This is a genomic window from Variovorax sp. YR266 (assembly GCF_900107295.1).
GTDB lineage: Bacteria > Pseudomonadota > Gammaproteobacteria > Burkholderiales > Burkholderiaceae_C > Variovorax.
Window position 1 is genome coordinate 20,961 of sequence record NZ_FNPM01000017.1, and the last position, 26,465, is coordinate 47,425.

General features: G+C 63.3%; 26 protein-coding genes, 4 tRNA genes and 1 pseudogene. 14 read left to right on the plus strand and 17 right to left on the minus strand.

Translation table 11 applies throughout. From position 1 onward, the window contains the following. Window positions 1-183 precede the first annotated feature (183 nt). The 3 genes from BLW48_RS35190 to BLW48_RS30545 form a co-directional block, all read right to left on the minus strand. Window positions 184-1,119, minus strand: coding sequence for a hypothetical protein (locus tag BLW48_RS35190; RefSeq protein WP_143047828.1), 936 nt, complete (start codon window positions 1,117-1,119; stop codon window positions 184-186). Window positions 1,120-1,443: 324 nt separating this feature from the next. Next, window positions 1,444-1,725 (minus strand): hypothetical protein, encoded by a 282-nt coding sequence (locus tag BLW48_RS30540; protein WP_093179312.1) that lies wholly within the window; start codon window positions 1,723-1,725, stop codon window positions 1,444-1,446. A 13-nt stretch (window positions 1,726-1,738) separates the two neighbouring features. Continuing rightward, the gene (locus tag BLW48_RS30545; protein WP_094030683.1) at window positions 1,739-1,864 is read right to left on the minus strand and encodes a YHYH domain-containing protein; all 126 of its coding nucleotides are present in this window, start codon (window positions 1,862-1,864) and stop codon (window positions 1,739-1,741) included. Window positions 1,865-2,754: 890 nt separating this feature from the next. On the opposite strand from BLW48_RS30545, the pseudogene BLW48_RS36110 reads away from it, so the two are divergent. From BLW48_RS36110 to BLW48_RS36115, 3 genes and pseudogenes are all read left to right on the plus strand, one after another. Then, window positions 2,755-3,636, plus strand: a pseudogene (locus BLW48_RS36110) (RHS repeat domain-containing protein); the annotation flags it as partial. Between the two features lie 309 nt (window positions 3,637-3,945). Next, window positions 3,946-6,864 carry an RHS repeat-associated core domain-containing protein gene (locus BLW48_RS30550; protein ID WP_256331016.1) on the plus strand — a complete coding sequence of 973 codons (2,919 nt, stop codon included), beginning with the start codon at window positions 3,946-3,948 and terminating at the stop codon, window positions 6,862-6,864. 13 nt (window positions 6,865-6,877) lie between these two features. Beyond that, entirely contained in the window at window positions 6,878-7,267 is a 390-nt protein-coding gene (locus tag BLW48_RS36115) for a tetratricopeptide repeat protein (RefSeq protein WP_218137547.1), read from the plus strand. A gap of 380 nt (window positions 7,268-7,647) precedes the next feature. Here BLW48_RS36115 and BLW48_RS30555 read toward each other — a convergent pair whose 3' ends face one another. Beyond that, the gene (locus BLW48_RS30555) at window positions 7,648-8,982 is read right to left on the minus strand and encodes a tyrosine-type recombinase/integrase (RefSeq protein ID WP_093179316.1); all 1,335 of its coding nucleotides are present in this window, start codon (window positions 8,980-8,982) and stop codon (window positions 7,648-7,650) included. A gap of 103 nt (window positions 8,983-9,085) precedes the next feature. Here BLW48_RS30555 and BLW48_RS35530 point away from each other — a divergent pair. The 4 genes from BLW48_RS35530 to greB all read left to right on the plus strand — a co-directional run bounded on the left by BLW48_RS35530 (window position 9,086) and on the right by greB (window position 10,160). Then, window positions 9,086-9,195 (plus strand) — tRNA-Met (locus tag BLW48_RS35530). 61 nt (window positions 9,196-9,256) lie between these two features. Continuing rightward, a tRNA-Arg gene (locus BLW48_RS30560) sits at window positions 9,257-9,333 on the plus strand. A 117-nt stretch (window positions 9,334-9,450) separates the two neighbouring features. Continuing rightward, a tRNA-Arg gene (locus BLW48_RS30565) sits at window positions 9,451-9,527 on the plus strand. Between the two features lie 57 nt (window positions 9,528-9,584). Next, a complete protein-coding gene (gene greB / locus BLW48_RS30570; RefSeq protein WP_093179318.1) occupies window positions 9,585-10,160 on the plus strand; it encodes a transcription elongation factor GreB in 576 nt (191 codons plus the stop codon). A gap of 7 nt (window positions 10,161-10,167) precedes the next feature. Here the strand turns inward: greB and BLW48_RS30575 are convergent, their stop codons facing one another. From BLW48_RS30575 to BLW48_RS30590, 4 genes are all read right to left on the minus strand, one after another. After that, complete coding sequence (locus BLW48_RS30575; RefSeq protein WP_093081838.1) at window positions 10,168-12,423, minus strand: RelA/SpoT family protein; 2,256 nt, start codon at window positions 12,421-12,423, stop codon at window positions 10,168-10,170. Window positions 12,424-12,516: 93 nt separating this feature from the next. Further along, window positions 12,517-12,720, minus strand: coding sequence for a DNA-directed RNA polymerase subunit omega (gene rpoZ / locus BLW48_RS30580; RefSeq protein WP_007835875.1), 204 nt, complete (start codon window positions 12,718-12,720; stop codon window positions 12,517-12,519). 40 nt (window positions 12,721-12,760) lie between these two features. After that, entirely contained in the window at window positions 12,761-13,381 is a 621-nt protein-coding gene (gene gmk / locus BLW48_RS30585) for a guanylate kinase (RefSeq protein WP_093059689.1), read from the minus strand. 14 nt (window positions 13,382-13,395) lie between these two features. Next, window positions 13,396-14,319: a YicC/YloC family endoribonuclease gene (locus tag BLW48_RS30590; protein ID WP_093059687.1), complete on the minus strand. Its 924-nt coding sequence runs from the start codon at window positions 14,317-14,319 to the stop codon at window positions 13,396-13,398. A 91-nt stretch (window positions 14,320-14,410) separates the two neighbouring features. Between BLW48_RS30590 and BLW48_RS30595 the strand changes: the two genes are divergently transcribed. From BLW48_RS30595 to BLW48_RS30625, 7 genes are all read left to right on the plus strand, one after another. Further along, window positions 14,411-15,418 (plus strand): serine/threonine protein kinase, encoded by a 1,008-nt coding sequence (locus BLW48_RS30595; RefSeq protein WP_042673779.1) that lies wholly within the window; start codon window positions 14,411-14,413, stop codon window positions 15,416-15,418. 4 nt (window positions 15,419-15,422) lie between these two features. Continuing rightward, entirely contained in the window at window positions 15,423-16,331 is a 909-nt protein-coding gene (locus BLW48_RS30600) for a PP2C family protein-serine/threonine phosphatase (protein WP_093059685.1), read from the plus strand. Between the two features lie 40 nt (window positions 16,332-16,371). Next, entirely contained in the window at window positions 16,372-17,106 is a 735-nt protein-coding gene (gene rph, locus BLW48_RS30605) for a ribonuclease PH (RefSeq protein ID WP_093059683.1), read from the plus strand. Window positions 17,107-17,159: 53 nt separating this feature from the next. Beyond that, window positions 17,160-17,759 carry a non-canonical purine NTP pyrophosphatase gene (locus BLW48_RS30610; protein ID WP_093081840.1) on the plus strand — a complete coding sequence of 200 codons (600 nt, stop codon included), beginning with the start codon at window positions 17,160-17,162 and terminating at the stop codon, window positions 17,757-17,759. Beyond that, window positions 17,759-19,021, plus strand: coding sequence for a radical SAM family heme chaperone HemW (gene hemW / locus BLW48_RS30615; protein ID WP_093179320.1), 1,263 nt, complete (start codon window positions 17,759-17,761; stop codon window positions 19,019-19,021). Before BLW48_RS30610 ends, hemW begins: the two co-directional genes overlap by 1 nt. 32 nt (window positions 19,022-19,053) lie before the next feature. Next, a tRNA-Ser gene (locus BLW48_RS30620) sits at window positions 19,054-19,138 on the plus strand. Window positions 19,139-19,282: 144 nt separating this feature from the next. Then, window positions 19,283-20,518, plus strand: coding sequence for a tyrosine-type recombinase/integrase (locus BLW48_RS30625; RefSeq protein ID WP_093179322.1), 1,236 nt, complete (start codon window positions 19,283-19,285; stop codon window positions 20,516-20,518). Here the strand turns inward: BLW48_RS30625 and BLW48_RS30630 are convergent. The 9 genes from BLW48_RS30630 to BLW48_RS30670 are packed head-to-tail and all read right to left on the minus strand — an operon-like array spanning window position 20,515 to window position 26,458. Continuing rightward, window positions 20,515-20,772, minus strand: a complete 258-nt coding sequence (locus BLW48_RS30630; RefSeq protein WP_093179324.1) for a helix-turn-helix transcriptional regulator — start codon at window positions 20,770-20,772, stop codon at window positions 20,515-20,517. The two genes, BLW48_RS30625 and BLW48_RS30630, sit on opposite strands and share 4 nt — an antisense overlap. Beyond that, a complete protein-coding gene (locus BLW48_RS30635) occupies window positions 20,769-21,515 on the minus strand; it encodes a deazapurine DNA modification protein DpdA family protein (RefSeq protein WP_093179326.1) in 747 nt (248 codons plus the stop codon). Before BLW48_RS30635 ends, BLW48_RS30630 begins: the two co-directional genes overlap by 4 nt. Next, window positions 21,512-22,120, minus strand: coding sequence for an ASCH domain-containing protein (locus BLW48_RS30640; protein WP_218137548.1), 609 nt, complete (start codon window positions 22,118-22,120; stop codon window positions 21,512-21,514). Before BLW48_RS30640 ends, BLW48_RS30635 begins: the two co-directional genes overlap by 4 nt. Beyond that, window positions 22,117-22,398, minus strand: a complete 282-nt coding sequence (locus BLW48_RS30645; RefSeq protein WP_093179327.1) for a hypothetical protein — start codon at window positions 22,396-22,398, stop codon at window positions 22,117-22,119. Before BLW48_RS30645 ends, BLW48_RS30640 begins: the two co-directional genes overlap by 4 nt. Continuing rightward, on the minus strand, window positions 22,395-24,371 hold the full coding sequence (locus BLW48_RS30650; protein WP_093179329.1) for a DNA cytosine methyltransferase: 1,977 nt from the start codon (window positions 24,369-24,371) through the stop codon (window positions 22,395-22,397). The genes BLW48_RS30645 and BLW48_RS30650 overlap by 4 nt, the downstream gene beginning before the upstream one ends. Then, window positions 24,368-24,865, minus strand: coding sequence for a hypothetical protein (locus tag BLW48_RS30655; protein ID WP_093179330.1), 498 nt, complete (start codon window positions 24,863-24,865; stop codon window positions 24,368-24,370). The genes BLW48_RS30650 and BLW48_RS30655 overlap by 4 nt, the downstream gene beginning before the upstream one ends. A gap of 8 nt (window positions 24,866-24,873) precedes the next feature. After that, the gene (locus BLW48_RS30660) at window positions 24,874-25,194 is read right to left on the minus strand and encodes a hypothetical protein (RefSeq protein WP_093179332.1); all 321 of its coding nucleotides are present in this window, start codon (window positions 25,192-25,194) and stop codon (window positions 24,874-24,876) included. A gap of 2 nt (window positions 25,195-25,196) precedes the next feature. After that, window positions 25,197-26,162 (minus strand): hypothetical protein, encoded by a 966-nt coding sequence (locus BLW48_RS30665; protein WP_093179333.1) that lies wholly within the window; start codon window positions 26,160-26,162, stop codon window positions 25,197-25,199. A gap of 23 nt (window positions 26,163-26,185) precedes the next feature. Continuing rightward, window positions 26,186-26,458 (minus strand): hypothetical protein, encoded by a 273-nt coding sequence (locus BLW48_RS30670; RefSeq protein ID WP_093179335.1) that lies wholly within the window; start codon window positions 26,456-26,458, stop codon window positions 26,186-26,188. Between the last annotated feature and the right edge of the window lie 7 nt (window positions 26,459-26,465).

Here is a 26,465-nt window from a genome sequence, read left to right on the forward strand (position 1 = left end):
TCCTCTACACCCCCGCCTGGTACAGCGACACCGCGCGCGAAGTGCAGCTCTTGCCGCTGGCGCCGGGTGACTACAAGGTCACGCCTAGCCGTGGCGCCGAGCGCTGGACGGTCACCTCGCTGAAGGACGGGTCTATCGCCTATAGCGGCATCGGGCCGGTCGAGGTCACCCAGGAAGCCGCCGCTATTTGTAGTGCCGTAGTGTCATCGCATGATCTGAAGCGCTTTCACGACGGAGATCTGTTAAGACCATATCGATCTCCTTCATGACTACACCGCGATGGCGGCTCCAATATTTTTGAGCAGACAACAAATTCACGTCGGTCAATTTTTGCAATGCCAAGCTATCAAATAGAAGACGATAGTGATGCTCGCCGGCAAGCGTTGAATTGGCCATATATTTTGACAGTTTCTCAAATTTAGAGATCGCCTGCGAGACGTTGTAAGGCCTCCTTTCTTCGCCATGCAGTTTTTTTATCTTTCCTGACATGGCGGGTTCTTTTTCTTTGAGATTTTTACTGTATGGGGAATAAATTTGTTTAAGCCCGCTCGGCTTTCCGCCCCCAAGTCGGTCTTCAGTCGCCAGTTCGTCCAGAGGATCTAGCGCCTCTGAAATTTGCATTCCGACAGTTTGACTTTTTGAACCTGAAGATGATGCCCCATGAAGATCGGTCGATATGCCCCCATCCTTATGCACCATCAAAAAATGAGCATCGAGCATGTTCCGATTATTTCGCGCGTTGGTTAGGGCCCAACCCGGGAAAAGATTCATTGGCTCCGCAGCGTAAATGGAGCCAAGACTATGAGTTTTCTGAGGGTCCCAATGGGGTGTAACTTGCACCCCAGCCAGCACACCAGGGCTGGCATTCATGATGGGCTCTAGGGTGCTATAGGCTGAGCCAGCGTACAACTGCAGCGTGTAGACGTAATAGCACCGCCTAAATGAATTTGCGTCAGCCTCATTTGCCAAGGTAAATATCCGATCAAGATCGGTATCCCGGATCTTATGGCGAATCTGCAATGCGCTGGCCAGCGACCCTTTCGATTCGATTTCTTCCTTTAACGCCGTTGCTGTGCATTCGGCGAGAAACAAGCGAAGCGCTGCTGCATGCATAGGCATAAAGATAACCTTCAGATCTTGTGAAGTAAAAAGGACTCACGCAGGCGCTTCTGATGTTCCGGCACGCGTGGGCAGATCTTTATGAATGTCAGCTTGAGGTAGGGGGTGGTCAATACCAAAAAATCGGTAGGCGCGCAGCAACGCCTGCTCGAAGAGGTCCGTTCTGTCCCCAGTGCACCAATTCGGTGCCCTTGGCTCGCGCGCGTAGCTCTCACGGAAGCTCTCATGTACAACTGATGGCGGTCTGAATCACGAAAACGCCCAGCCTGGAGGGCTACAAAACCTACGAAAGACCAGGGAGCAAAGCTCTTGGGCTCGACTCTCTCAGTCTGGGGACTTGGTTCCTGGCTTGCCGGTGTACGGATTCACGTTGCCCTTGGTGGACCAGTTGTCCGCCTTGGTGCCGTTCGGATTGGTCGCGTGGCTCGGTGCGACATAGGTTCCGTTGCTCTTGGTGTAGCCGCTGGTCGAATGGCTTCCGCCTGACGATCCGGAGCTGTACGCGTGGGAGCTGCTGTAGCTGCTCGAACTGTGTCCACCCCCACCCTTGGCAAAGGCGTGAGAGCCGAGAGTGAGAGCGACTGCCAAAAAGATGATCGATTTCATGCTCGTTCCTTCATTAGTGGCAATGGGTGCCGCCAGTTTTGTGATCACGATGGCAGCCGTTCTTGTCTGTCCCCCCTGAGTGCGCGAGCGCACCCAGACTCAGACGCAAGGCGGCAATCAGCACTGCAATCTTCTTCATGGTGTCTCCTCGTTTGAATGAAGTCGCAGTCTGAACCTTCGCTCGATCAGTTAACCAAGGGTTTGCGAGCGCCCTCACATATTCATGTGAGAGCCGTTTGCTCAAGGTCGCCGAACACAGCTCATCGTCGGGCTCCAGTCGATGAGCATGTCAACAGCAACGGGGCAGATCCAATCCACGACGAAAGAGCAACTTCTCGTTCAGGTTTAAAAGACGACTGCCCGCCACCTTGCGCGCGACCTGATTGCGGTGGCCAGTTTGAGGTCGGCAGCACGTCCAGGCATCCTCGGGCAGTGATTGTTTTCGGCGCGGATTAGACCAGCCGCTCGGCAAGGGGTGGCGAGGCTCTTCGGCCCCACGACCGCAAGACGGTTGATCCAGCCGTCCGTTTGCGCCCCGCTCATGTCGTCGAGCAACAACGCAAGACGCAGCTCCTGCGTACTTTTCCATTCAGCATGGCTGTGCCGGCCGAAATTGCTCTTGGTTGCCGAGGGCTGCTCAACTAATCTGAAACAACTTGTACGGCATGCGCGGCGCGAGAGCGCGTGTCGCCTCGGGGGGGGCCAACCGTCCCAGAAAAATATTGAAGTACTGATCGTCACGGCCAAAGAAGAGTGGGCCGGTGATGTTCGTGCACGCAAACGAGAAGCATGAGGGAGAGCGCGATGCGGGTTTTGAGCGGGTTGCTGACATTGGCTCAGCGCAGGTCGAGGGGGCATCACCGCGCAGCGAGAGTGGCTAGCCGCCATCTTCGGGGTCTGGTCCTCTCCATCGCGCTTGTGCTCCTGGGGATCGGGCAAGCGATGGCGGTGGTGCCCGTGACAGTTGAGTACAGCGGCAATGCCAATGGTGAATATCCATCGTCAACGCCGCAAGAGGTCTGCGACAAGATGTTCTCGGCCTTCGAGGGCATAGCTGGTACGCAGGTGCTACTTCCTATACAGAGCTACTGGCTTTGCAGATTCGACTATGGCCCGGATGGTTTTGCTCATTTCGACTCTGCGGTTGTCCGAAGAACAAAATGTCCAGACAACAGCGTTTCGGTTACCGGCGGTTGTGACTGCATCAAGGGCCACCAAGAAGATCCCGCGCTCGCTATTTGTGTTGCGGCACCTTCCCCAGAGCCACCGGCTGGCAGTGAAACTGGTGGCCAATGCAAGATCAACATCGATGGAGCGGGAACGCCACACCCCATCTTGCCAGTCACCGGCGAGAAATACCGATCAGAGACGGATTTCAAAGACAGCGGACCATCTCCACTTTCGTTCGTCCGAACTTACCGCAGCACGTGGGGTGCAGACCCTACGAGAGTCGCAGGTCCTTTGGGAAAGCCTTGGACACACAATCACTCCGCGGTCCTGAAAGCGACGCCAAGTACCAGTCCGACCTCAGCGGTGGTCATTGGTGCTGAAGGCTATCAGCGCATGTTCAGCAGAGCCCCAGGTGCATCCCTCTGGACTGCGGGCAACAGCGCTGACGTCCTTGCACAGGCCAGCAACGGCGACTGGGCTTACCGTCGCGCGGATGATGACAGTTCGATGGTCTTCGCTGCAGATGGCAAGCTGCTATCGCACACACAGCGCAATGGCTGGGGCACTGTCTACGCCTACTACCCTAGCGGCCAACTTGCGACCATCACTAATTCTTTTGGCCGCACTTTGACTCTGGGATACAACGCTGCGGGACAACTGATTTCTGTCGTTACGCCCGACTTGCGTTCTATCGGCTATGCCTACGACGTCGTTGGGCGCCTATCTAGCATCACATACCCAGATGCTAGGACACGAGTTTTCAAGTACGACTACTCCCCATTCCCGCAGGCGTTGACCGATATCTACGACGAAGCGGGGGGGCATTTCGCCATCTTTTCTTACGACCCACAAGGTCTCGCCACCAGCAGCTACTTGGCCGGGGTTGCCGATTACTACCAGGTTGACTATTACTACTACACAGGTGGCGTATCTGTTATTGATCCGTTGGGAACTCGTCGTCGTTATACATACGGGACGAATCAAGGCAAGCTTGCAGTCACGGCCGGTTCCCTGCCATCAGGCACAGGTGAAGCTGATGCTGTCTCGCGTGTGCAAGATGCCAATGGACTGATCACCAGCGAGACAGACTTCAAGGGCATTGTCACCACCACGACCTGGGACACTGCTCGCCGCTTGCCCACCGTCGTGGTCTACGCCTCCGGCACACCCGACGCCCGGACCGTCACCACCCAATGGCACCCAACCTTCAGCCTCCCCGCACTGATCACCGAAGCTGGCCGCACCACCGCCTACACCTACGATGCCTTGGGCAACACGCTGTCCAAGACCGTCACCGACACAGCCACCAACAAGGCCCAGCTCTGGCAGTGGACCTACAACACATCGCAGCTCGTTGATACGGCCACAGAGCCCAACGGTGCAGTGACGAGCTACACCTACGACACCCGGGGCAACGTCCTCACATCGACCAGCGCCTTGGGCCACGTGACTCAGTATGGCTACGACCTCTCCAACCGCGTCACCAGCACCACTGCCCCCAATGGCCTAGTCACCACCTACACCTACGACGCCCGCGACCGCCTGTTGACCAAGAACATCGGCGGCCAGACCACCACGCTCACCTACAGGCCCTACGGCACCGTCGAGACCATCACGCTGCCCACCGGTCTCGTGCTGACCTACAGCTACGACGCCGCCCACCGCCTGACTGGCTGGAGCAACAACCGAGGCGAGTCTGGCACCTACACCCTCGACGGCATGGGCAACCGCACCGCCGAGCAGATCAAGGACAGCGCCGGCAACGTGGCGTGGAACACGGCGCGCACCATCAACAACATCAACCGCCTGAGTGCCAAGACCGAAGGCCCGAACCAGGCCAGCTCCTTCGGCTACGACGCCAATGGCGAGCTGATCACCGCGACCAACGGCCTGAACCAAAGCACCCAGTACGGCCTGGACGGCCTGCGCCGCGTCAAGGCCGTGACCGATGCGGCTAGCGCCACCGCCACCCTCAAGTACAACGCCCTCGATGCCGTCACCGAAGCCAAGGACTTCAAGGACGTAGTCACCACCTACGCCCGCGACGCCCAAGGCAACGCCACCACTGAAGCCAGCACCGACACGGGCGCGGCCAACACCCAGTACGACGCGCTGGGGCTGCCCACGCACATCATCGATGCGCTCGGTCAGGCCACCACCATCACCCGAGACGCCTTGGGCCGCCCCACCGGGCTGGTCTTCGCCGACGGCAAGACCACCACCCTGCGCTACGACCTCACGGCCAACAGCAAGGGGTATCTCTCGGAGATCATCGACCGCAGCGGCACCACCGAGTACACCCGCGATGCCTTCGGCCGTGTGACGCTCAAGAAGCAGACGCTGATCAACGGCAGCGTGCAGCAAGTCAACTACGAGTACAGCCCCAACGGTGCGCTGATGAGGGTCGTCTACCCCGGTGGGCCGTCGCTGACCTACATCTACGACCAGACGGGCCGCGTGTCGGCCATGAACTGGAACGGCGCGCCGCTCATCACCGGCATCACCTGGAATCCGTTGGGACAGCCCACAACCTGGACCTGGGCTCTCGCGAATTCCATCGTGCCGGCCTTCCGCGCCTATGACACCGCGGGCCGGCTGATGGCCACCGACTTCAGCAACTACATCTACGACCCCGCGGGCCGCATCACCAGCCTGACGCAGCAGCTTTTCCAGCCCGGTGACACCGATCCCGCGAGCAACACCATCGCCATGGTGCCCCGCACCTGGACCGTGGGCTACAACGCCGTGGGGCGCATCACTGGGTTCGATACCGCGGGCGACACGGCCAACTTCGGCTATGACCCGAACGGCAACCGGATGCACAGCTTGCGGGTTGCCAACGGACAGAGCACCACCCGTGCCTACCAGGTCGGCCCCATGAGCAATCGCCTGGAGGGCTTCACCCAAAGCATCAACAGCGCGAGCAACACCAGCGTCACCTACGGCTACAACGCCAACGGAGACCTGCTCACCGACGGCCTGCGCAGCTACACCTACGACGCCGAAGGGCGGCTTGCCGCGGCGACGACGGGCGCGACCGATGTCAGCCCGACCACGCGCTATGCGCATAACGCGCTGGGGCAGCGGGTGTTCAAGACGGAGCCTCTGTACCCGCCCAGCCAGGGCGACGAGGCCGACCCGGGCTTCATGCAGAGCCTGATCGCGTTTTTCACGAAGCTGTGGAGTCCGGCGACGACGCAGGCGGAGCAACTGGGCTACGCGTATGTCTACGACGAGCAGGGCACCCTGCTCGCGGAGGTGGGCAGCGGCGGCACGAACAGCGCGGGCCAGGCGCAGTACATCTACCTGCCCACGGCCAACGGGCCGATGCCGATTGCGGCGGTGATTGACGGTGCGACCTACGCGGTACACAGCGATCACCTGAACACGCCGCGCAAGCTCACGAACGCGGACGGGCAAGCGGTCTGGCAGTGGAGCTACAGCGCGTTCGGGGAAGACAAGCCGACGCTGGCGAGGAACCGCTTCGCCAATCTGGAGACGACGCCGAATCCAGGCACCACGAACATCGCCGAGGTGAAGTTCAACCTGCGGTATCCGGGACAGTATGCGGACGAGGAGTCGGGGCTGAGCTACAACTACTTCCGCAGCTATGACGCTAGGACTGGGCGCTACAGCCAGCCAGATCCGATTGGACTCGATGGTGGGTGGAATCGATTTGGGTATGTTGATGCAGATCCGCTTGGGTATGCCGATCCCGAAGGACTTGCGAAAGGTGAGCGAGGCTATGGGAAAAGCCCAAATTCAACAAACAACCCGGGAAAGCATTGGAAGGATGACCCCAAAAAACCAGGTTGGGGCTGGCAGGACGACCCGCAATCGGGCAAGCCTAAGTACAAAAAACGCCCTCCATGGTTACCCCCGCTGCCATTAAAAGGAATCGTGCCGCTGGTATGTCCTTTATGCGAAATAGTGATGCCTCCGCCGCTCCCTGGGCCCGAGTTGTGTTGATAGGTGGATATCTATGAAAAGAAGGCGGACTAGTTTTCTTATTAGCCCCAAGGATCGTCACGATGCACGCGTTCTGTTGGAGGCGGCGTGCGAAGCGTATGACTCAGGGAACCTGACTACAGCAGTTAGAAATTTCAAGCGGTCTGCCGCACTGGGGTCGGTAGAGGCAAAAGTCAATCTCGGGAACTTGTATTCCGAAGGAGAAGGCGTTGTCAAAAACACTCTGCTTGCCAAGCAGCTTTACAAATCTGCGTTTCGGCAAGGGAGTGCGTATGGTGCGACGGCACTTGGCTCGCAGTACAGAAATGAGGGTAAGACCAAACTGGCGAAGGTCTGGTACGGACGTGCTGCGGCGATGGGAGAGGAATGGGCTCGTGAATACCTAGCGGAACTACCTGATTAGCCTGCCATGAAGAAACCAGTTTTTAGCTAGGGAAGCTCTCATATGGGCGCCTCCCGGGTCACAAGCAACTCGTAGCGTGAAGAAGCAGGAGGCAGGGCTGCAAAATGCGGCCGAGCTGAGATCTATCTCGATGCTTCCCATTGACGTTCAGACAACGCCCGGCTGAATACGATGCAAAACTTACAAAAGTCGTCTGGCGCTGATTTCTCGCAAAAACTGGCGGGGCAACAAAAGCCCCTTTCGTAGGTTTTGTAGGGTCGTGGGGTGGCCGTTTTGGCGTTTTCGCGCCTAGGCGATGCCCTCTCGCTGGTCGAACACCGCAACTAGCGAGAAGAGGGCGGCTGTATGGGAAAGAGTCGTGGCGTTCGACTCTTCTTCGCTTACCCGGGCTGGCTGGAGGCGTTCTCGGCTGGATCGAACTTGACCCCTGCTTGCTCCAGAATCCACGCTTCGATGCGCTCATGATGAACGCGCAACAGGTCGAGCGGGCGCACGGTGTAGTGTTTCTCGGCCGTGGCGCTGGGCTTGTGGCCCATGATCTGTGCGACGACGCCCGCAGGTATTTCCAGCCACTCTGTCAGGCTCTTGAATGAGCGGCGCAAACCATGGAGAGTCAGGCCCTCCAGTCCTGCTGCGATACAGGCATCCGTCATCCCGCCGTTTGGATCAGAGAGGTGGGCTTTCTCTTTCACTGGGCTGGCGAACACGAATTGATTCACGCGGGGCAGGGCGGATATCAGATGCCACACATACGGCGTCAGCGGGATCTGCCTGTCGCCTTCCACCTTGTCGCGAATAGTGATGCTCTTCCAACGCTCGTCTATGTCGGCCCATTTCAGAGCAAGCAGTTCGCCGCGGCGAGCCCCGATCAGTAGCAATGTCTGGAGATAGGCCGAGAGTGTCGGGCTCGGCAGTGCTTTCACTGCCGTGAACCATGCGGGTAGCTGCTCCTTCAGTAAAACATCTTTCTTCTTCCCAGCCTTCCCGAAGGCGTCTCGAGTCTTTCTGGTCTTCGCGGCGTCCGGATCCACGATGCGCTTGTAGTCGGGTTCCTCGCCGCACCAGGCTATGAAGGCTTTCAGGCATCGCCAGGCTAGGCGGCCATATGTCTTGCGCTCCTGTCCCTGCTGAGCGGACCATGCCTCTACTGCGTCCGGCGTGAGGTCTGAGAGCTTCATGGAGAGGAGGGGATGGAGCGGCCCTGGCTTCGTCTGACCGGTTCCTCTGGTCCCGCGCTTGATGGTCTTCCCGCCCTCTTGGGCGAGCTTCTCGTGGTCGGCGTAGTGACGAACTCCCCAACTAGGTTTGCGGGCTTGTAGATATACCTTCCACGCGTCGCCGACCGTGACTGCGTCCTGCTTGGCTTGCGCAGCTGTCTCTGCTCTGGCTTCTTGTTGTTGGCGCGCCACCTCGCGGGGGTCGTTGCCTCCGTCCATTGTCACTCGGAGCCGGAAGGCCTCAGCTCGGGCGGCGTCGATCCGCCATGCCCTCACATCGCCGATGGTCCGGCGGATGGTCTGACGATCCAGCTTTGCTTCAAAAACGAAGGACTTTGCGCCGTTGGCAGTGACACGTACCCGCAGGCCAGGTGCTTTGCTGTCCCTCAGAAACGCCTGTTGCTTGCCATCGGGGCAGTTCAACCGCTCGATGACACCGGCTGTGAGGTCTACGGGCTCAGAGAGATCTACCGCTTTGCTTTTGGGAGGGCGAGCCATCAGGCGTCCTTCGCTGTGTAGCCATCATGTAGCCAAGCTACAAGTATTTTTCGGAATATTGATCAACGCTCACAGGCCTGCTACAGGCCATCTACAGAGGGGAAGGTTGTTGATCTACATTGATTCTAGCGACGAAACCGAATACTCTGGAATGATCATTTCTACGGACTCATAATCCGTTGGTCGATGGTTCAAGCCCATCACGGCCTACCACCGCTTCTTGTTTTGCCCGTTTTCGGAACGAGCCTCAGAACAGGCTATAATCGAAGGCTCAGCGGCTGTAGCTCAGTTGGATAGAGTACTTGGCTACGAACCAAGGGGTCGTGGGTTCAATTCCTGCCAGCCGCACCATCTCCAGAAATGCCCGGAAGATTCATCTTCCGGGCATTTTTCTTTTGTGCCTTCGCGTGGATTCGGCCGGGCAAATGCAAAAAGGGCCGAAGAAAGCGAGCTATAATTGCAAGCTGTGCGGCTGTAGCTCAGTTGGATAGAGTACTTGGCTACGAACCAAGGGGTCGTGGGTTCAATTCCTGCCAGCCGCACCATTACAAGAAAAGCTCGCAACGAAAGTTGCGGGCTTTTTTCATTTGGAGGATTCTGCTTTGAGCAAGGCATTCACCAAGGAAACAGACTCTGACGGGGATGACGACGGCGCTGATGGCGCTTTGCCTCCGTTGCCCGCAGGCAGCAAGAACTACATCACCCCCGAAGGCTACGCGCGCCTGCGCGACGAACTGTTGCAGCTGATGGACGAGGAGCGGCCGAAGATCGTCGAAACCGTGCATTGGGCGGCCAAGAACGGTGACCGCTCCGAGAATGGCGACTACCTCTACGGCAAGAAGCGCCTGCGCGAGATCGATCGCCGCATCCGTTTTCTCACCAAGCGCCTTGAAATCGCGGAGGTCACCGATCCCTCGGTGCACCACGGTCGCGATCAGATCTTCTTCGGCGCCACCGTTCGCTATATCGACGAGATGGGTGACGAGCGCAGCGTCACGATCCTCGGCATCGACGAAGCGGAGAGCGCGAAGTCGCAGGTCAGCTGGATTTCGCCGATTGCGCGGGCGCTGCTCAAGTCGCGCGAAGGCGACGTGGTGAAGCTCGTCACGCCGGGCGGGGCGCACGAGGTCGAGATTCTGTCCGTGAGCTATCCGGCGCCGCGCCCAACCGCGGCGTAACGGCGCCTCAGGGGGCGGGAACCGTCCTCGATGCGGTCAGCACCGACGCGGTACGTCGGGCGGCGCGCAACACCGCATCCAGATGCGTGCGGTCGCGCACGGCGATCACGAAGCGCAGGTCGGTCGAATCCTGCGGGGTTTCGTCGGCCATTTCCACATGTGTGATGTCTGCTTCCGCATCGGCCAGCGTGGCTGCGACCCGCGCCAGCACGCCCTTGTCATTGCGCACGGTGATGACCACGCCGGTCTCGAAGGCTCGTGTGGGTTCATCTGCCCATTCGACGGCGAAGAAGCGCTCGCTATCTTTATGGCGCAGCCGCTGGCCGACACCGCAGTCTTCCGTGTGTACTACCAGACCTTCGCCATGGCCGAGGTAGCCGACGATCTGATCGCCCGGAATCGGCCGGCAGCACAGCGCAAAGCGCACCGACGAGTTCTCGCTGCCGTCCAGCGTGACCGCGCCCTGCGACACGGTCTCGTGCGAGATGAAGCGCTCGCGGCTCAGCAGTAGTGCGTCAGGTCGTTCGCCCAACTCGGAGAGCATTGCCACCAGCCGCTTCGCGACGATGCTGGCAATGCGCTTGCCCAGGCCAATGTCGGTCAGCAGTTCGGAGCGGGTGCGGTTGCCGGTGAAGCGCAGCAGCTTCTCCCACAGCGCCTGGTGTTCCTCGTCTTCCTCGGGCAGCTTGCTCAGGCCTTCGGCGCGCAGCGCCTGCGCGAGCAGCTTTTCGCCAAGGCCTTCCGACTCGGCGTGCGCCAGGGTCTTCAGATAGTGGCGGATCTTGGAGCGCGCCCGGCCGGTTCGCACGAAGCCCAGCCAAGCCGGGTTGGGCGTCGACACCGGCGCTGTGATCACCTCGACCACATCGCCGTTCTTGAGCTCGGTGCGCAGCGGCACCTGGTCGCCGTTGATGCGCGCGGCCGAAGTGTGGTCGCCGATGTTGCTGTGGATGGCGTAGGCAAAGTCGACCACCGTGGCGCCGCGGGGCAGGGCCATGATCTGGCTCTTTGGCGTGAACACATAGACAGCATCCGGAAACAGGTCGACCTTGACGTGGTCCCAGAACTCGGCGGCGTCGCGTGTTTCGTCCTGGATGTCGAGCAGCGACTGCAGCCACTTGGTGCCCAGCCGGTCGTTGCTGGCCGCGTTCGGTTCGGCCGCCTTGTACAGCCAGTGTGCAGCCACGCCTGACTCGGCCACCACGTGCATCGCCTCGGTCCGAAGCTGGAACTCGACGCTCACGCCGGCAGGGCCGACGAGCGTGGTGTGCAGCGACTGGTAGCCGTTGAGCTTGGCGATCGCGATGTGGTCCTTGAACTTGCCCGGCAGGGGCTTATACATCTGGTGCAGGATGCCCAGGCCGGTGTAGCAGGCGATCACGTTCGGCACGATCAGGCGAAAGCCGTAGATGTCGGTCACCTGGGCGAAGCTCAGGTGCTTTTCTTCCATCTTGCGATAGATCGAATAGAGCGTTTTCTCGCGCCCCGCGATGCGCAGCGTCATGTTTGCTGCGGCAAAGGCGGTTTCGACCTCGCGCTGCACCTTCTGGATCAGGTCGCGGCGTCGGCCCCGCGCCTTGGCCACGGCTTTCGACAGCGTGGCATAGCGCCAAGGTTTCAGATGCCGGAACGACAGCTCCTGCAGCTCGCGGTAAGTCTGGTTCAGCCCGAGGCGATGCGCGATGGGCGCGTAGATCTCCAGCGTTTCGCGCGAGATGCGACCCCACTTCTCGCGCGGCGCATCGGCCAGCGTGCGCATGTTGTGCGTGCGGTCCGCCAGCTTGACCAGGATCACGCGCACGTCGCGCGCCATGGCCAGCAGCATCTTGCGGAACGACTCGGCCTGGTTTTCTTCGCGGGTGTTGAACTGCAGCTTGTCGAGCTTGGTGAGCCCGTCGACCAGTTCGGCCACCGGGGCGCCAAAGCGCTCGATGAGTTCGGGCTTGGTGACGCCGCAGTCTTCGATGGCGTCGTGGAGCAGGGCGGCCATCAGCGCCTGCGCATCGAGCTTCCACTCGGCGCATTGCGCCGCCACGGCGATGGGGTGGGTGATGTACGGCTCGCCGCTATTGCGCAGCTGTCCGAGGTGGGCCTCGTCGGCGAAGCGGTAGGCGCGGCGGACCAGCTCGGTGTCTTCGGGGCTCAGGTAGTCGAGGCGCGCGGTCAGTGCGGCAAAGCTTGCGGCGGCCGCGTTCAGCGCAGCCGGACTCGGCTTCGGCGTGCCCTTGGGGGCATGGGACTGAGATTTGGCTACCGCGCTCATGGCTACCACTTTAGCGTGACCGCTGTATGGACGCGTTCAGGCATAAAAAAAGCACCGCTTTGCGGTGCCTTTTCGTTGCAGGGCTGCGTCAGATCAGCCCGGCACCTTCTTGAGCATTTCAAGGCCGATCTTGCCTTCGGCGATTTCGCGCAGGGCGGTCACGGCGGGCTTGTTCTTGCTCTCGATCTTGGGGGCATGGCCCTGGCTCAGCATGCGCGCACGGTACGTGGCGGCCAGGACGAGCTGGAAACGGTTCGGAATATTGACGAGACAGTCTTCGACGGTGATGCGGGCCATGATGAGAATCTTTCTGTCTGTGAGCGGATGAACTCGGATATCAGGGGATGTTCAGTGCGGCGAATGTGTCGGCACGTGCACGGCGCTGTGCGGAATACCGGAGCCGCTGAGCGTGGACGATCGCCTTGAGATCGAAAAGCGCGCGCTCAAATAACTCGTTGATTATAACGAAGTCGAATTCCCCCGCCCGGGCCATCTCTTCGGCGGCGTTCTTCAGGCGCAATTCGATGACCGAGGCGCTGTCTTCGCCGCGCCGTTCGAGGCGGGAGCGCAATTCTTCCCAGCTGGGCGGCAGGATGAAGATCATGACCGCGTTGGCAAAGGTCTTGCGGATCTGCAGTGCACCCTGGAAGTCGATTTCGAGGATGACGTCGGCCCCCTGGGCGATCCGCTCCTCGATGGCCCTCTTGGAGGTGCCGTACCGGTGCCCGTGCACATGGGCCCATTCCACGAAGCCGTCTGCCGCGATCAGGGCGTCGAACTCCGTCGGCGAGGCAAAAAAGTACTCGCGGCCGTGCTTTTCCTGCCCGCGCGGCGACCGGGTCGTGTGCGAAACCGAGGGCTGCACGGCCGAATCGAGCTCCATGAGCGCCTTGACCAGGCTCGATTTGCCGGCCCCGCTGGGCGCGGCCACCACGAAGATATTGCCGGGGTAATCCATTCTTTCGCTCGTCGTCATTCGATGTTCTGCACCTGCTCGCGCATCTGCTCGATCAGGACCTTCATGTCCACGCCGATGCGCGTGAGCTCCAGCGCCGCCGACTTCGAGCCCAGGGTGTTGGCCTCGCGGTGCAGCTCCTGGATCAGGAAGTCGAGGCGCTTGCCGATTTCTCCGCCCTTTTTGAGCAGCCGCTCGATCTCGTCGAGGTGCGAGTTCAGCCGGGTGAGCTCCTCGGCCACGTCGATGCGGATCGCAAAGGCGGTGGCTTCGGTCAGCGCGCGGTCCTGGGCGGCTTCGGGCAGCGTGCCGCCCGTACCGGCGGTCAGGCCCATGGCCTCCTGCCAGCGCTCCAGGAAGCGGGTGCGCTGCTGTTCGACCAGTTGCGGCACCAGCGGGCCCGCCTGCAGCACCAGGGTGCGCAACTGGCCCAGATGGGCTTCGAGCATCTTGGCCAGCCGCGCGCCTTCGCGCTGGCGGGCCGACATCAGGCCTTCGAGCGCTTTTCCGGCGACATCGAGCAGGTCGGGGCCCCAGTCGCCGCGGGCGGCGCTGTCGCCGCCGGCCAGGCGCAGCACGTCGGCCACGCTCAGGTCGCGGGCGCTGGGCAACCAGGCCTTGATGCTGTCCTGCACCCCGTTGAGCCGCTGGAGCAGCTTGACGGAGGGCTCGACCACACCTGCTTGGGCCGTGTTCTCGATGGCGGCCCGTACTTCGACCTTGCCGCGCTTGAGCTTGCCCGTGAGCAGCTCGCGCAGCGCGGTTTCATGCTGGCGCAGTTCCTCCGGCAACTTGAAGGTGAGATCGAGGAAGCGGCTGTTGACCGAGCGGATTTCTACCCCGAGCCGACCCGCGGCGGCAGGCCGTGCCTCGGCTTCGGAGTGGCTGCCTGCGGACCCGTTCTGGCCGCTGGCGTAGCCGGTCATGCTGTAAACTGGCATTGCGCCTCACTGTGGTTTTGCTTGCATGCACCGAGGCGTCGGCACGGCGTTCGCTTGCCGCACCATCGCCTTCGGGCGAAACTCCCGGATTATGTCAAAGGTCAAGCCTACGCCCCTGTTGCCCGATACGGTCATTGGTGGTTACCGCGTTGTACGCCGGCTTTCCGCAGGTGGGTTCGGTGTCGTCTATCTCGCCATCGACCCCAGCGGACAGCAGGTGGCTATCAAGGAATATCTGCCGTCTTCGCTTGCCACGCGGGGGCCGGGCGAGCTCGCGCCGCAGGTGCCGCCGGAGAAGCTGTCACTCTACCGGCTGGGGCTCAAGAGCTTCTTCGAAGAGGGCCGCTCGCTTGCGCAGATCTCGCACGCCTCGGTGGTCAGCGTGCTCAATTTCTTCCGCGAGAACGAAACCGTCTACATGGTCATGAACTACCTGGAGGGCGCGACCCTGCAGGATTTCGTGGTCACGGCGCGCGACCTGAAGAAGCAGAAGGTGTTTCGCGAGTCGACCATCCGTTCGCTGTTCGACGAGATCCTGCGCGGCCTGCGCATCGTCCACCAGTACAAGATGCTGCACCTGGACATCAAGCCGGCCAACATCTTCGTCACCGACGACGACCGCGCCGTGCTGATCGACTTCGGCGCCGCGCGCGAAGTGCTCAGCAAGGAAGGCATCTTCATCCGCCCGATGTACACCCCCGGCTTCGCCGCCCCCGAGATGTACCGGCGCGACTCCTCGATGGGCCCGTGGACCGACATCTACGCCATCGGCGCCTGCATCTACGCCTGCATGCAGGGTTATCCGCCCAATGACGCGCCGCGGCGCATCGAGAAAGACCGGCTCAGCCTGTCGCTGTCGCGCCTGCGGGGCGTGTACTCCGACAACCTGATCGAGGTGGTCGAGTGGTGCATGTCGCTCGACCCGCTGTCGCGCCCGCAATCGGTCTTCGCGCTGCAGAAGGAGCTCAGCCGCGAAGGCGAGCGCCGCTACACCAAGCTCACGGTGGGCGAGAAAGTGCGCCTGTCGATCGACAACATCCGCTCCTTCGACAAGAAGAGTCTGCCCAAGGCTGCTGCGCCCACCACGCGCCCTGCATGACATCATGAAATTCTCCGTCTTCCAGGTCAGCCGCAAGGGCGGACGTCTCAAGAACGAAGACCGCATGGGCTATTGCTACACGCGGGAATCGAGCCTGTTCGTGCTGGCCGACGGCATGGGCGGCCACCCGGAAGGCGAGGTTGCGGCGCAGCTGGCGCTGCAGACCATTGCCGCGCTCTACCAGCGCGAGGCGCGCCCGGTCGTGAAGGACGCGAAGGCCTTCCTGGCCGAGTCGGCCATGGCCGCGCATCAGCAGATCATGCGTTACGCGAGCCATAAGGCCATGCTCGACACGCCGCGCACCACCGTCGTCGCGGCCGTGCTCCAGGGCACGACCGCCACCTGGATGCACTGCGGCGATTCGCGCCTGTACGTCGTGCGCGACGGCCGCCTGCTGGTGCGCACGCGCGACCACTCGCATGCCGAACGCCCCAAGCCGCACGGCTCCGACATGCCCGTCAACCGCAATCTGCTGCTGACCTGCCTCGGCTCGCCGACCACGCCGCTGTTCGACGTCTCGGCGCCGCTGCAGCTGCAGCGCGGCGACCGCATCATGCTCTGCTCCGACGGCGTCTGGGGCGTGCTCGACGACGAACTGATCGTGCACACTCTCTCGTCCGACAAGCCCGTGTCCGACGCCGCCCCCGATCTCGCCGAGATGGCCTTGCGCAAGGGCGGCGCCCACAGCGACAACGTCACGCTGATCGCGCTCGAATGGGAAATGCCCGACAGCACGGGCGACGATCGCAGCGGCGTGTCCACCGAAACCATCGAAGACGGCGTGTTCGCCTCGACCATCCAGGCAGGCATGCCGTCGGACAACGAAATCGACGACCTCGACGAAGACGCCATCGAGCGCTCCATCGCCGAAATCAACGAAGCCATTCGCCGTTCCGCCGCACGCAAGACCTGAGCGCGCGCGGCTTTTCTTTTTCTTTCCGGTTCTCAAACAAATGACTGCTTTCACACGAAGCGGCGGTCGCGCCGCCGACCAGCTGCGCCCCGTACGCATCACCCGCGGCTTCACCATCCACGCCGAAGGCTCGGTGCTGATCGAGTTCGGCCAGACCCGCGTGCTGTGCACCGCTTCGGTCGAAGAGAAGGTGCCGCCGCACAAGAAGGGCAGCGGCGAAGGCTGGGTCACCGCCGAATACGGCATGCTGCCGCGCGCCACGCACACCCGCAGCAGCCGCGAGGCAGCCAAGGGCAAGCAGACCGGCCGCACGCAGGAAATCCAGCGCCTCATCGGCCGCTCGATGCGCGCCGTATTCGACCTCGCCGTGCTCGGCGAACGCACCATCCACCTTGACTGCGACGTGCTGCAGGCAGACGGCGGCACGCGCACCGCGGCCATCACCGGCGCCTTTGTCGCCGCGCAGGACGCCGTCAACAAGCTGCTGGCCGCCGGCACCCTCAAGGCCTCGCCCATCAAGGGTCACGTGGCCGCCATCTCGGTCGGCATCGTCGAAGGCACGCCGCTGCTCGACCTCGAGTACACCGAAGACTCGGCCTGCGACACCGACATGAATGTCGTCATGACCGGCGCCGGCCATTTCGTCGAAGTGCAGGGCACGGCCGAGGGCGTGGCCTTCACGCGCGACGAAATGAACATCCTGCTCGGCCTGGCCGAGAAGGGCATCGGCGAGCTAGTGACCCTGCAGCAGCAGGCGCTGCTGCCATCGAACTGACCAACAGCTACTGGCGCTCGCCGAGCGGACGCCACAGCCACTTTTGACTTTTTATGAAACTGGTTCTGGCTTCCAACAACGCAGGCAAGCTCGCTGAACTCCAGCAACTGTTTGCCGAACTGGCCGTCACCCTGGTGCCTCAGTCGGCGCTGGGCGTGAGCGAGGCTGAAGAACCCTTCCGCACCTTCGTCGAGAACGCGCTGACCAAGGCGCGCCATGCCAGCGCCGCCACCGGCCTGCCGGCCATGGCCGACGACGCGGGCCTGTGCGTCGATGCCTTCGGCGGCCTGCCGGGCGTCGACACCGCCTTCTACGCCACGCAGTTCGGCTACACCAAGGGCGACGCCAACAACGTGAAGGCGCTGCTCGAACAGCTCGACGGCGTGGCCAACCGCCGCGCCGCGCTCGTGAGCACGCTGGTCGCGCTGCGCAGCCACGACGACCCCGAGCCGCTCATCGCCGTCGGCCGCGTGGTCGGCGAGATCGCGCCCGCGCCCGTTGGCGACAACGGCTTCGGCTTCGACCCCGTCATGTTCCTGCCGGCCTTCGGCAAGACCTTTGCCCAGTTGCCGCCCGAAGTGAAGAACGCCAACAGCCACCGCGGCCGCGCGGCGCAGGCCATGCTGGCGTTGATGCGCGAGCGCTGGCTGTAATGGCCACCACCTTCCCGATCCTGCCGGCGCAGCCCACGGGCGCGCCGCAGGCCAACGACGTACTGCACTGGATGCGGCCCGGTCCGCTGCAGCTCAGCGCGCTGCCGCCGCTGTCGCTCTACATCCACCTGCCGTGGTGCCTGCGCAAATGCCCATACTGCGACTTCAACTCGCACGAATGGCGCGCGGCGAGCGAGGCCGAGATCGACGGCATTCCCGAAGCGGCGTACATCGACGCGCTGGTAGCCGATCTCGACGCCGCACTGCCGCTCATCTGGGGCCGCACGGTCCATACCATCTTCATCGGCGGCGGCACGCCCAGCCTGTTTTCGCCGCAAGCCATCGACCGCCTGCTGGGCGACGTGCGTGCACGCCTCAAGCTCGCGCCCGACTGCGAGATCACGCTGGAAGCCAACCCCGGCACCTTCGAGCGCAACCGCTTCCGCGCGTACCGCTCGGCCGGCGTCACGCGCCTTTCGGTGGGCGTGCAGAGCTTCAATGACGAGCACCTGAAGGCGCTGGGCCGCGTGCACGACCGCGCGCAGGCCATCGCTGCCCTGGAAGAGGCCGCGAGCACCTTCGACACCTTCAACCTCGACCTGATGTACGCGCTGCCGGGCCAGACCCTGGAAGGCCTAGACGCCGACCTCTCGCAGGCACTGGCCCTCGCGCCGCCGCACATCTCGGTGTACCACCTGACGATCGAGCCCAACACCTGGTTCGCCAAGTTCCCGCCCACGCTGCCCGAAGACGACATTGCCTACGCCATGCTCGACCGCATCACCGAGCGCACCAGCGCCAACGGCATGTCGCGCTACGAGGTGTCGGCCTATGCGCGTGAGGGGCACCAATGCGCGCACAACCTCAACTACTGGCAGTTCGGCGACTATCTCGGTATTGGGGCCGGCGCGCACAGCAAGTTGAGCTTTGCGCACCGTATCGTGCGGCAGGTGCGCTTTCGCGAGCCGCGCCTGTACATGGAGAACGCGCGCGCGGGCGCCGCGGTGTCGCAGAGCGACGAAGTGGCACTGGCCGATCTGCCGTTCGAGTTCATGCTCAACGCGCTGAGGCTGAAGACGGGCTTCACGCTGCCGCAATTCAGCGAACGCACGGGGCTGGCGATGACGTCGATCCAGCGTGGTCTTGAAGAAGCAGAGCGCAAGGGGCTTGTGGCACGCGACCTGTTCCGCGTGTGGCCGACCGAGCGCGGGCTGGATTTTCTGAGCGATCTGCAGGCGATGTTCCTGCCCGACGAAGAGTAGGGCGGCGCCGTCGGCATAAAATCGGCAGTTCCGGAGAGTTGGGTGAGTGGTTTAAACCAGCAGTCTTGAAAACTGCCGACGAGAAATCGTCCGTGAGTTCGAATCTCACACTCTCCGCCGGGAACGACTTTTTCAATACGCCAAAACGCGCCTCAGGGCGCGTTTTTCATTGGGGAGATGCCTATACTGGCCCGCCCTAAGCAGCCGTAACGCACCGTGAAAGCGCTTTTGGGATGGCCTGTGGGATGGCCTATAGAACAGATGCCCAAGCGCTCTCGTGAACTGTCTGCAATCGAGGTCGGCCGTCTTCGTGCTGAAGGGGCGCACGCCGTTGGAGGAGTGCAGGGGCTGTACCTGCAGGTGGTTGCTGGCTCGAGGTCGTGGGTGCTGCGCTATGTGATCGGAGCGCGGCGGCGTCGCATGGGCCTCGGGAGCTTCCCGTCCGTACCGCTTGCCCAGGCCCGGGAGAAGGCACGGGAGGCCCGGAAGCTGATCGACGAGGGGGTAGACCCGGTTGAGGCACGGAAGGCCGTTAAAAAGGCTGCGGCCGCATCGCAGGCGCGTGCGCTGACGTTCAAGACCGCCTGCGAGCGCTTCATCGCCGCGAAGGAGTCTGAATGGCGCAATCCCAAGCATCGCGACCAGTGGGAGAACACGCTCGAAACCTACGCCGAGCCGGTCATTGGGCATCTGGACGTGTCGGTGATCGGCCAGGATGAAGTGCTCCGAGTGCTCGATCCGATCTGGCGAACCAAGACAGAGACAGCCAGCCGGCTGCGTGGGCGAATCGAACAGGTGTTGGACTGGGCGAAGACACGCGGGCACCGCACGGGCGAGAACCCGGCGAGCTGGCGCGGCCATCTGGACAAGCTGCTACCGAAGCCAGAGAAGATCGCCAAGGTCAAGCACCACCCAGCGGTGCCGGTTGAGAACGCTGCGACCGCCGTCGATGCGATAAGTCGGGTCGAGGGAGTGAGCGCGCAGGCCCTGCTGTTTCAGGTGCTGACGGCTGGCCGGTCAGGCGAGATCCGCGGTGCCCGGTGGGCGGAGTTCGACTTGGAGGCTGCACTGTGGGACGTGCCTGAGGCACGGATGAAAGGGAAGCGACCCCACCGCGTGCCCCTGTCAGCGCAGGCGATCGCGTTGCTTCAATCCATGCCTCGATACGAGGACTGCGACCTAGTCTTCCCCGGTCGGCAGCTGCAGCAGCTATCGGACATGTCGCTGACCGCGTGCATGCGCCGGCTCGACTTCCGTGATGCGGCTGGTCGGGTGTGTGTGCCCCACGGCTGGCGCTCCACTTTTCGGGACTGGGCCGCTGAGCACACCCACTACCCTCCTGAAATGGCCGAAATGGCTCTTGCGCACGCGATCGAGAGCAAGGTGGAGGCAGCGTACCGCCGTGGCGACATGCTCGCCAAGCGGGCTTCGATGATGCAAGACTGGGCCGACTACTGCATTCCGCCACCGCTGCCGCCTGCCCCGAAAAAGCCCTAGTCTTCGGCGGGATCGTTGTGGTCGGCCACCGGGCGCGCCACGAGCCACGTATCAATCTCGATCGCGACCCAGCCCACGGCGCGTGGGCCGAGCTGGCGAGGGCGAGGAAACCCCTCTTTCGCCATCCAGCGGCGCAGAGTCGTTTCCGATATGCCGCACTTCTCGAGAACGGTCTTCTTTCGGTAGATCAGCGGTGAAGAGGTGGTTGTCTGTAGGCGCTGGCTCCCTTTGAGGAGGCTTGCTGGATACGTCATGGATTGCCTCCCAAGTCGAGCATGTGCTGAATGGGGCGCTGTGCGATCGCATCGGTCCAACGCACCGCTTCGCGCCAGTCGTTGGCATTGCGGCCTTGCTTGCGCGCAGCAAAGCTCCAAGCCATCGAGTCGGCGGAATGCAGCATCGAGCGCACGAACGGATGAGCTAGCGCCGTGGTCTTCAACCCGAAGCCATGAAGCAGCAGATCGGGACGCTCGGCCTTGATCGCCATGAGGACCGCTGCCACCTGCTCAGGAGCGCCGTTGCGTTTGCAGACCGACCCCACGCCAACCCAGGCGCCAGGCGCGAGTCTGTTGCCGTAGGCGTGCAGGTGCCGGAAATAGTCGACGGGCTCGAAGCCCTGCAGAACCGGCAGGATGTATACGCCGCTCGTGTCCTCGGCGCGCAGCTCGTCGAAGCGCTCGATGGTCAGCCGTTGATGCTCAAGAACTGACAGGCCGGTGATTCTCACGATGAACGGCTCGCACATGTAATCTTGTGCTGCGGCGGCCAGCAGTCGCCCGGAGCCGTTGTTGGCCCAGCGGCGGATCTCGGCGGCGTAGGTCGACACGTCGTGCCGGTAGCGGCCGTGGCGCGAGATCTCAGTGAAGGCCCCGCTGTCCATGATCCAGTCGCCTACCTGCATGGGCGCCTTCCGGTCGCGCAACCGGTTCACGCTGACAAAAGCGCCGTCAAAGTGACGCGCGTCGCTGGGTTGGTGCAGTCCGGTGAAGAACCTCATTCCGCGACCTCCGGCACGTCGAAGAACTGCAGCCGCCCCTTCCACTCCCGGAACGGCAGCGGCTTGGCCTCGCGCAGCACGAAGCCGTGCGGTCCCATGAACCATGGCGAGCCGCTGCGATCGACGCAATCGACGATGCGGGCCTCTCCGACGATGCCGCCGCGCGGCAGATCCTCGTAGACCGGGATCTGATCGACGTCCATCACTTCCTGCAGGCTGTCGCGCACCTCGTCGTAGTAGACGCGGGCCATCGTCTTGCTGGCGTGCACGAGAAAGCGCCCACGGAACGGCGTGCGCCACTCCCTGTTCTCGATGTCCTTGAAGCCGTTCACGATCAGCCAGGCCCAAGGCTGGCGGATGCTCAGAGCAGGGGCCCAGCGCGAGCCAGGCGGTGGCCCGCCGTGCTCTTTGATCCATGCCTGCACTGCCTGTGCTGCCTCGATGTAGTCGCGGCTCGGTGTCTTCGTGATTTCCTGGCCGGGGCGATACGTCGCCCAGATCTGATCGCGCAGCGCCTTGGGTAGCTGATACCAGTGAGGCGTGCAGCCCCATCGCGCCGGAGGCACTTCCTGCTGGCACCCGGGCCAGTGGCAAAGGTGTCTCATGAGCGTTCCCCTCCCTTGCTGGCCGGCGAATCGGTGATCGCGCGCAGGAAGATGTGGTGCTCCTGGCCGAAAGACATGGTTGTCCCATAGGGCTCGTCCATCTCGCCCTTCAGCCAAGGGCAGACAGTCTCGGCGCAGACCCAGAGACCGCCCGTTCGCTCGTCCATGATGGCTCCAGCCATCGAGACCTTGCCGCAGTCACCGAAACAGTGCTTCTCGATGAGCGGCTTCTGGTCGGGATTCAGCGCGAGGAGACCGAAAACCTTGATCGCGGTCATGCCACACCGCCTTCCTGCGCCACGCTGACCGCTACGGCCAGCGGCCGGACCCAGATCGGCGTGCTGCCGAGCACGAAGGTCTCGCCCGTGCGCGCCAGCAGGATCGTCTGTCCCATCACCGTGCCGATCGCCTTCGCCGCCTTGCGCGGCACCGCGTTACCGATGCCCTCGCGCCAGCGCTGATCGCTCTCGCCGTCGAGCACGAAGGCCTCGCCGCGCCCACCGGGACCATCCGGGGCGAACCATTCCTCGGGGTCGATGAGGCTCTGTAGCGCGGCCAGCTCGAGCGTGGTGAAGGGCCTGTGCCAAGTGCCGTCGAGCGACTGGATGCGGCACACCAGCTTGTCAGAGGGCGCCGGCATCGCGGGCACCTCGACCTCGGGCTCAACTCCTCCAGCACGCGGGTCGGCGAGGCTCCAAGGCCCGTTGTCGTGACATGCCGAGGCGCTGACGGCCCCGCTGCTGGATTCCCAAGGCACCACGCCGTAGTGCCCACCGGTCAGGTAGTGATCGCCCTTCGTGCGCTGCATGCCGGGGCGCACGTCGGCCACTGCGAAGGCACCCTGGCCCGTGGTGGAGCCGGCGATCACCGTGCCGGCGGGCTCGTTGTACGCCGTGACCGCGTACTTCCCGAAGGTCGGGCCATCGCGGCGCAGATCCGCCACGGCGTAGGCGCCCATGTCGTCGCCGCCGATCACCGTCCCGGTGGCACCGCTCCAAGCCGTGACCGGGTACTTCGAGAACAGCTTGCCCTGCCGGTCCGGGCGTGGATCTGCGACGGCCTGTCCCGAGCCGTGTGCGCTGGTCACTGCCTGCGCCGCCTTGCCCCAGGCCACGATGCGGAACTCGTTGGAGTGCTTGGCCGGCCCTTGGTGTCGCACGTCGGCGACGCTGTAGGCGCCCTGCAGCGGCCCGGTTTGACCCGCCACCGTGCCCGTGTGCTCGCCCCAGCGGCGCACGCCGAGGGCCTGACCGTCCTTCCACTTCGCGGACTGATCGAAGCGCACGTCAGCCACCGAGAATGCGCCATTCGTCGGCAGGCTCTCGCCGGCGACGGTGCCGGTCGGTTCCTCCCAACGGCGCACGCCGAGTGGGCCGCTCCGCATGTCGGGCACCAGCAGGAAGTCGCGCAGCTTGCCGTCTTCCACCGCGAGCTTGTTGAGGCTGCGCCAGTCGCTGCCGGCTTCCACGAAGGCCAGGCGAACCCAGGTCTTCCACTGCAGCGCCGGCACCCGGTGCATAGGGCCGCCAGCGGCATCGCCTGGCAGGGGCATGTGGCGCAGGATGTCACCCACGGCGTGCAGGCGCCGCTTATGCGGCTCGTACAGGAAGGGCGGCACCTTCTTCTTGTGCCGGAAGACCTTCAGCATGCGCTTGCGGCTCTGGCCGAGACCGTCGCCCAGCTCGCCGCAGTCGTGGACCGTCTCCGCGCCGATGTAGCCGTAGTAGCCCATCAGCTTGTCGACCTCGTCGAGCAGCGGGCGCCCGCGGCTGGCGATGCGCGGCACATTCTCGAAGATGAAAAGGCCGGGCAGATCGTCCGCGAAGGCCTCCATCGTCAGCATCATGGCGCGCGGCACCAGCTCGTTGAGTGCGCGGTACTTGTCGGTTGTGCTCTTCTGTGCGCTCAGCAGGCCCGAGAAGCCCTTGCAGGGCATCGAGGTGAAGACGATGTGCGGGAACAGGCCGTGCGCGGCCTTGCGCATGTCGTCGGGGGTGGCTTCGCGCCACCCGGGCGGCGGCATGCGGTCGTGGAAACGCCGATACATCCCCAGCGTGAACAGGTCGATGCAGGCCTGTTCCACGCCCGTCAGGCGCTTGAAGTCGCGGCAGGCGCGGGGATCGTTGTCGACACCGCCGATGCACCGCATCTTGCCCCGTACAGGGCCGATGCTCGGGTCTGCATCGTTGAAGCCAGCAGCGCCGCTGCCGACTCCACCGCAGACATGAAAGTGATTGACGATCTCCGTCATACAGAAGCTCCGGTAGGTTCGTTGGAATAGATCTCCGCGCCGGCCACGTCGGAAAGACGTGCCTGCCCGTCGCGGATGCGGGATGCGAGCCAGTCGGCGCTGGCGATGAGGTCGAGACCGATCGACGCGTGGGCGATCAGCAGCGCCTTGGATTCGTTGGCGGCAATGTCGAGCGTTCCGGCCTGGCTGGACTGCCAGGCGTTGTCCATGCTCATCTGGATCACCGTGCGCAGGGCGGCGTGCAGGCGTTTCGCCTCGGGCATGCCGGGCTTGACGGTCGCCGAGATCTCCGCGCCCAGGGCGATGAGCCAGCCCAGGTGAGAAAGCAGCTCGCGCGCCGGTTCGCCGTCCGACGTCAAGTAGATGTCGATGCTGACCGTTGTCATGTGGCTGCTCATGCGCTGCAGCGCGACGGCTGTGGCGACCGGGCCGCTGCGGGCCAACTCGGCGCGCGTGCGCACCGGGCGGCGATGGCGTGTCTTCTGGTGCTTCATGTCAGGCCTCAGAAGGGGATGCCATCGTCGATGGGCGCCAACTGACAAAGGGTGCGCGTCTGCAACGGATCGCCTTTGAAGTTGACGTACGTCGGGATCTCGGCGCGCACCGTCGCGTGAGTGGCGAGGAACAGTCCGAAGGTGCGGCCCGGATGCATTTCTGCCAGTCGCACGGCCTCGCGCTCGGCAGCGCTGCGGCTGACCTGCAGCACGTTCGAACGGCCTTCCGGCGGAATGCTGCGCGGCGAGGCCGGCCCGGTGAGGTACTGCAGGGCGAAAGGCCAGTTTTCGCAGCCCGTGATGTCGAGGAGGACGAAGAGCTCGTCCACGATCAGACTCCCCGGCGACCGAAAGAGGCCAGGGCGGCGCTGAAGGCGGCAGGGCCGATGCCGTTGCGCTCGAGGATCTCTTGGCGCACGCGTTGCGCGTTGAGGTTGATGAGGCTGCGCTCACGGTCGGTGGCTGGCAGGATGCCGTCGACGCCCACCGGCCCCGTGCATACGCTGCGGTCGTAGGTCTCGCAGCGCTCGTGGTACTGCTTGACCAGTTCCTCCAATGGATGGGCCTCGCTGCTGAAGCGGCCGGTGAGCATTTCCTGCGTGAACGCAGCGCGACCTTCGTCGGTCAGGCACCGCACCGGCGGCAAGGCCGAGACGCGTTCGGCGAGCAGCTCCAGGCTTCCATCGTTCACCAGATCGAAGTCCGCATCGATCTGGTGCCGCTCGCTGCTGTGGTGCGCCGTGTCGGCGCTGAGCCCGGCCGCGTGCGGGCCCAGGACGCGGACCACGCTCAACTGCACGCCGAGGGCCATCAGGGCCTGCACCTCGACCGGATCGCGCAGATCTGTGACCGCGAAGCGGCGGAAGCCCACTGAGGCCTGCCGGCTGATCCAGCGCGTGACGATGTCGGCGTAGTAGGTCGGGCGGTAACGGCGCTGGTAGTCGGCCCAGTGCTGCATCACCCAGCGCGGGCTGCGCGGCTCGTGCAGGCTCTCGTCGGCATCGAAGCACCAGTTGATGAAGGCAGGGTCGCTGCACATGCCCACGGCGAGCGCAGGAATCGAGAATTCCTTCGTCGGCCGGAAGTTGAGCATCCGCTCGTCGAGACGCCATGCCGCCGCGATCTCGCGCCGCAGTGCGTCGGCGAACGCGATGGTTTCGAACTGGAAGCGGTTGTGCAGGACAGCGGCACAACTGTCCTTGCCCGCGCCGGTCTTCCCGGTGAAGGCGATCACCGTGATGCTGCGCTGGGTGACCTTGCCGAAGGCACGAGGGGCCTCGATGTAGACGCGTTTCATGTTGAGTCTCTGAAGTGGTTGAGTCAGTCGTCATCGCGCTCGCCCGAGGCGGCGCGCTTGCGGTCGAAGAGAGGGATTCCGCTGGTGGGCGGCTGGAAGGGGCGGCAAGCCGGCGCGCGCGGCGGCGCGGGTGCCCTGCCGGCGGCGGTCGGATGCCGGGCTGCGATGCGCACCAGTCGGCTGCGCACGCGGTCCTGCATCACCGCCTCGAAGTCATCGGCCCAGTGAAAGCGCTCCGCCATGCGTGCGCAGGCTTCGCGCAGCATCTGGTCGGTGGGCTCGATCGCGTGGGCCATGGCGGCT

Coding starts and splice junctions, on each gene's coding strand:
- rpoZ (WP_007835875.1), bottom strand. CDS start 12,720: ATGGCCCGCATCACCGTCGAAGACTGTCTCGTCAATATTCCGAACCGT.
- BLW48_RS30665 (WP_093179333.1), bottom strand. CDS start 26,162: ATGAAACGCGTCTACATCGAGGCCCCTCGTGCCTTCGGCAAGGTCACC.
- BLW48_RS36115 (WP_218137547.1), top strand. CDS start 6,878: ATGAAAAGAAGGCGGACTAGTTTTCTTATTAGCCCCAAGGATCGTCAC.
- BLW48_RS30650 (WP_093179329.1), bottom strand. CDS start 24,371: ATGACGGAGATCGTCAATCACTTTCATGTCTGCGGTGGAGTCGGCAGC.
- BLW48_RS30655 (WP_093179330.1), bottom strand. CDS start 24,865: ATGAAGCACCAGAAGACACGCCATCGCCGCCCGGTGCGCACGCGCGCC.
- hemW (WP_093179320.1), top strand. CDS start 17,759: ATGGCCACCACCTTCCCGATCCTGCCGGCGCAGCCCACGGGCGCGCCG.
- BLW48_RS30630 (WP_093179324.1), bottom strand. CDS start 20,772: ATGACGTATCCAGCAAGCCTCCTCAAAGGGAGCCAGCGCCTACAGACA.
- BLW48_RS30555 (WP_093179316.1), bottom strand. CDS start 8,982: ATGGCTCGCCCTCCCAAAAGCAAAGCGGTAGATCTCTCTGAGCCCGTA.
- BLW48_RS30640 (WP_218137548.1), bottom strand. CDS start 22,120: ATGAGACACCTTTGCCACTGGCCCGGGTGCCAGCAGGAAGTGCCTCCG.
- BLW48_RS30625 (WP_093179322.1), top strand. CDS start 19,283: ATGCCCAAGCGCTCTCGTGAACTGTCTGCAATCGAGGTCGGCCGTCTT.
- BLW48_RS30670 (WP_093179335.1), bottom strand. CDS start 26,458: ATGGCCCACGCGATCGAGCCCACCGACCAGATGCTGCGCGAAGCCTGC.
- BLW48_RS30645 (WP_093179327.1), bottom strand. CDS start 22,398: ATGACCGCGATCAAGGTTTTCGGTCTCCTCGCGCTGAATCCCGACCAG.
- BLW48_RS30610 (WP_093081840.1), top strand. CDS start 17,160: ATGAAACTGGTTCTGGCTTCCAACAACGCAGGCAAGCTCGCTGAACTC.
- BLW48_RS30590 (WP_093059687.1), bottom strand. CDS start 14,319: ATGCCAGTTTACAGCATGACCGGCTACGCCAGCGGCCAGAACGGGTCC.
- BLW48_RS30575 (WP_093081838.1), bottom strand. CDS start 12,423: ATGAGCGCGGTAGCCAAATCTCAGTCCCATGCCCCCAAGGGCACGCCG.
- BLW48_RS30595 (WP_042673779.1), top strand. CDS start 14,411: ATGTCAAAGGTCAAGCCTACGCCCCTGTTGCCCGATACGGTCATTGGT.
- BLW48_RS30545 (WP_094030683.1), bottom strand. CDS start 1,864: ATGAAGAAGATTGCAGTGCTGATTGCCGCCTTGCGTCTGAGTCTGGGT.
- rph (WP_093059683.1), top strand. CDS start 16,372: ATGACTGCTTTCACACGAAGCGGCGGTCGCGCCGCCGACCAGCTGCGC.
- BLW48_RS30635 (WP_093179326.1), bottom strand. CDS start 21,515: ATGAGGTTCTTCACCGGACTGCACCAACCCAGCGACGCGCGTCACTTT.
- gmk (WP_093059689.1), bottom strand. CDS start 13,381: ATGGATTACCCCGGCAATATCTTCGTGGTGGCCGCGCCCAGCGGGGCC.
- BLW48_RS30540 (WP_093179312.1), bottom strand. CDS start 1,725: ATGAAATCGATCATCTTTTTGGCAGTCGCTCTCACTCTCGGCTCTCAC.
- BLW48_RS35190 (WP_143047828.1), bottom strand. CDS start 1,119: ATGCCTATGCATGCAGCAGCGCTTCGCTTGTTTCTCGCCGAATGCACA.
- BLW48_RS30600 (WP_093059685.1), top strand. CDS start 15,423: ATGAAATTCTCCGTCTTCCAGGTCAGCCGCAAGGGCGGACGTCTCAAG.